At 32.6% G+C, this 3919-nt stretch carries 4 protein-coding genes; 3 read left to right on the top strand and 1 reads right to left on the bottom strand.

Annotated features, from left to right (window positions below; translation table 11 throughout):
• Nucleotides 1-369: 369 nt before the first annotated feature.
• Nucleotides 370-846 carry a hypothetical protein gene (locus VJJ26_05660; protein HLC07636.1) on the bottom strand — a complete coding sequence of 159 codons (477 nt, stop codon included), beginning with the start codon at nucleotides 844-846 and terminating at the stop codon, nucleotides 370-372.
• Nucleotides 847-976: 130 nt separating this feature from the next.
• Here VJJ26_05660 and VJJ26_05655 point away from each other — a divergent pair, with 130 nt between their 5' ends.
• The 3 genes from VJJ26_05655 (at nucleotide 977) to VJJ26_05645 (ending at nucleotide 3781) form a co-directional block, all read left to right on the top strand.
• Nucleotides 977-2845, top strand: a complete 1869-nt coding sequence (locus VJJ26_05655) for a hypothetical protein (protein HLC07635.1) — start codon at nucleotides 977-979, stop codon at nucleotides 2843-2845.
• Nucleotides 2846-2870: 25 nt separating this feature from the next.
• The gene (locus tag VJJ26_05650) at nucleotides 2871-3413 is read left to right on the top strand and encodes a hypothetical protein (GenBank protein HLC07634.1); all 543 of its coding nucleotides are present in this window, start codon (nucleotides 2871-2873) and stop codon (nucleotides 3411-3413) included.
• A 203-nt stretch (nucleotides 3414-3616) separates the two neighbouring features.
• Complete coding sequence (locus tag VJJ26_05645; GenBank protein HLC07633.1) at nucleotides 3617-3781, top strand: hypothetical protein; 165 nt, start codon at nucleotides 3617-3619, stop codon at nucleotides 3779-3781.
• Nucleotides 3782-3919: the final 138 nt, after the last annotated feature.

Here is a 3919-nt window from a genome sequence, read left to right as displayed (position 1 = left end):
AAAGCCTTTAGTGCAACACAATAACGATGACATGAGGGTAATGCGAGCAAAGAAAAAATAAAAAAGTATCTTATTTTGCCCCTTCGTTAGTTACATATTAAACTCTGTATAGAGCGTCTGCATCATGCTTAATGAGTGCTTGAGGGGGGCTGTTTGGTTCATGAGACCATCACGGAGTGGATGCCAAATTTACTTAACGTGAGTTTGCAACCTGCCCTTCGTAGCTCGTAGAGCGAAGTAGGGTCGAGTCATTGATTGAATGACTATAAAACAAAAAAAAGAGCAGTTATTTAAAACTGCTCTTTTTTTTGTTTTATAGTTTTTCTTTATCACTGTCGAAGTATGATGGGCGGTGTTTTGGCGTAATCATTATTGTTTGGATAGTGGTACAAATGATTCGACGAAGCTTTCTAAATCCTGATTTTCTGCAAACTCGATTGCTTTTATTTTAAATTGGCCTGAAGGGATTGAAAATTGTTTTTCTATTAATAAAACAGCTTCATCTAATTGTGCAAGGGCTTTATTAATATCGTTAATTTTATTGTTACAAATTTCAATGTTTAGGCGATAATTGGGATGGTTTTTTTTTATAAGATCATGTACAATTTCTTCGATGAATTCAGTCTTTTCTTTGTGTAATGCAGCATCCATCAAATACCACATAACTTGTTTGTTGGCAAAAGAATCCGATAGGGTAATTTCTCTAATAGCTTCTTCTTGCATCTCGTCTAAATCCTCTAACCAGAAATTATATTCTTCATGCATGTTTTCTACTGACATAGGAGCAACTTGCAATATGAGGTTCATGCTAATAAATGCCATAAGCAATAATATTTTCTTATTCATACATACCTTTTTATAATTAAAAACAAATTTTTTAGTTTTGATTATAATATCATCGTCGGAAATAAATACATTAAAAAAAGAATAATTTGGTTTTTGATGAATTTCTAGTTTTTTAAAAAAGAGAGTAAATATGAATCGATTAAAACCTTTCAACCTTCTTACGGTATCTTTTTTTATTTTTTTAGGCATACCAATCTATTCGGAATGGTCTGGTGTGACTCATGTAAGATTTTCTACATTTACTAACCAAGGCGATAGTAGGGATCGTGCTGGTGATAGAATCCATGGTGATTTTTCTCATGAAGTTTCTTGGGCCCACTCTAAAGATCGTAGGGGGTTGAGCGGAATAAATTCTCTAAAGTCATATAGCGCTGAAGACTTTAAGAAGGATTTTGTTGAATGCGGTTACACTGAGTCAGAAATTCTTAATCAACGCTGTTTATACATGCTTGATGAATTTGTAAAATATGCGCAAACATATTCTGGTTATGAAGATACGATACGAAGCTTATATGTTGAATTAAAAAATCTTAGCTTAGTGCAAAAAGTTTGTCATATGGCAACAGGCAAGTACTGTAGAAAATTACAAAAGCGTATTGGAGATCTTTATAAATCATTAGATGCAATTAAAAAAGAACCATTAATTAATGGGTATTATAATCCGGCTGATATTGTAGAAAAGACTTTTAAATCAACATTTTCGGAAAATTTTGCAGAATATGGAACATTAGAATCTGTTTATAAATCCCATATGCCCAACCTGGCAAAAGCAATTAGCGCGCGATCAGTTATATATAGAAATAGTGCTGATAGCAGTTTTGATTTTCAGCTGAAAGATAAATCATACAATCTTAATAGCAATATTAAGCAACTATTATCTCGCTCTGGTCATGATTTCAATACCTTTGCTCGATGTTATGGTAATCAATTGCAGCAGGTTATTCATCAGGAATCGTTAGATATTCTTAATCATGTATATAATTTAACTCCGAGTTCCATACTATATGATCATCAAGAAGCGCTTATTGATTTAACTGTATCAATCGTTGAGTATAATCATGCAAATATGCCGGATAAATCGATGTGTATTGCTGATTTTTGCTGGACATTGCTTGATTATGGGCAAGCTGTAATGGAAGGTGTAGCGCTAGGATTATATTCTGCTGTGCAAGATATTCTGACCAATCCTATTGAAGCAACAGTATCTATCGTTGCAGGCAAACAAATTCTAGCATTCCAATTGTGTAAAGTTCTTTATAATGTTGCTGATATTGGAGCAACAGCAATACATGATTTTAAAGGGGCTCAAGAAAAATGGGATAAATATACTGAGCCATTAAATCATATTATCGATGCTATAAACAAAAAAGAGATAACGGTACGAGATGCGATTAAGGGTGGTACCGCTTTTGTGGTGGGTTATAAGGCACAAGGGAAACTGCTTGGTGGATTGGGTAAATTATGCAATACCATTAAGCGCAAAAGTATTAATTTTGTTAAAAATAATCCGTTGTTTAGTCCACAGGAGTATTTAACTACCCCAGAAGGCTTGTTGTTTAAAGTGACTGGTCAGTCGAATAAAGCACCGGTTAATTCAGTAGGAAATTTAAAAAATACAGTTGAAAAATTAGCAGGAACGGTATGGAAAAATATCAAAGCTACGGATAAAATGTATCCAGGTACAAAAATTCCTAAATCTTTTGAGCTTGCTATAGGCAAGCAGAAGTTTTGGGTTGCCCCTAACGCAACCAAACATATGTTAGAATATCTACAAGATACAAATGGAACACATAAAAAAATTATTACTCATAACATGCCAATCAATTGTCAAGCGCTTCTTTCTAGTATGCAGGTTGCAGTAGAACGAGCTATATCAAGTGGCGTAAAATACGACACCATGATTAAAATTGGTTGTTGGGAGTTTAGATTTGGCATGCCTAGAGATGAAGGTTTACTACCCTCAATTTATCACGCGAATTTTAAGCCAAAAAATTGGTAAACTTTAAAAAATAAAGACAAAATAAATGTTAAAACTTAAAGACATTTCTTCCGAAATTAAAAAAATATATAATGAATCAGATTATTATCTTAAAATAAAAATATTGTTTGATCAGAGAGAATTATTAGGAAAAATTTGTTATTGGAGTACTTTAGGGCCAAAAGAATCTTTGGTGGAAATTGCTTTTGAATATCCAACCGGCATTGTTTTTGAAATTACTGTAGTGGCTGCTTCTATTCTTTATCAGCAAGAAATAATAATGCCCAATAATAGAGTTCTTGAAAAAATTGGTCTTCCATTCTTTGAAACAGATCGTTGGAAGCCAAAAGTTAATCCTTTGGGCTATCATGTAGAGTTTTATGAGCAAGAATACTATTTGCGAGATAACAAGGATTTTGAAGTTTATGCAGGTGAAAAAAACACCACTATTTTATTTTCATCAAATAAGGTTGTTTTGCATGTAATCAATGAACCCGTTGTTTTTGGTTTTGATGTTGATAATAATTTATGTTATATCCGTATGCAAAACATGGTTTTAAATGATGAAGGTTTTTTAAAAGCTATATAAGTTGATCAATGACGTCTTATAATAGTTATCTTAATGGTGGTTTGGATAGAAAAATAACGAGCAAATGAAATTATGCCACTATATTGGAATACGTGATTGCTTCAGATGCTATAGATATAGAAAAATTGTCTATAGTTCTTGAAAAAGAAATAAAAAAATATTTTGTTGATCCGTAGATTGTTTTAGATGCAAAGGAATTCATTATGGAAGATTTATTTATTTCTTTAAATGAAATTGAAAAAGATATACAACAGATAGAAGGATTGGGTAAGCACTTAAATGAACGATTAAATCTATTAGATCAAAATGTTCGGTATATATTTTCTCAAATAAAAATGTGCGATAGTATCGAAAAAGCAAATTGGTAGAAAAGTTCTAAAATGAAGTGCGACTCCAACCCATGTATAATAATGGGTACTAACAAACAGGAGTCGCCTCATGGAAGAAAAGTATACCCATTTTACAGGGAAAGATCGAGAGAGTCTGTATATTTGGAAACAGGAGGG

It is taken from the genome of Candidatus Babeliales bacterium, assembly GCA_035288105.1.
In the GTDB taxonomy this organism is placed as follows: domain Bacteria; phylum Babelota; class Babeliae; order Babelales; family Vermiphilaceae; genus SOIL31.
Note: the sequence above shows the minus strand (reverse complement) of the source record. Positions and strands in the feature narration are given on the sequence as shown.

What these genes read in the sequence shown, in the direction of transcription:
- VJJ26_05650 (HLC07634.1), top strand. Translation starts at nt 2,871, where the DNA reads ATGTTAAAACTTAAAGACATTTCTTCCGAAATTAAAAAAATATATAAT.
- VJJ26_05660 (HLC07636.1), bottom strand. Translation starts at nt 846, where the DNA reads ATGAATAAGAAAATATTATTGCTTATGGCATTTATTAGCATGAACCTC.
- VJJ26_05645 (HLC07633.1), top strand. Translation starts at nt 3,617, where the DNA reads ATGGAAGATTTATTTATTTCTTTAAATGAAATTGAAAAAGATATACAA.
- VJJ26_05655 (HLC07635.1), top strand. Translation starts at nt 977, where the DNA reads ATGAATCGATTAAAACCTTTCAACCTTCTTACGGTATCTTTTTTTATT.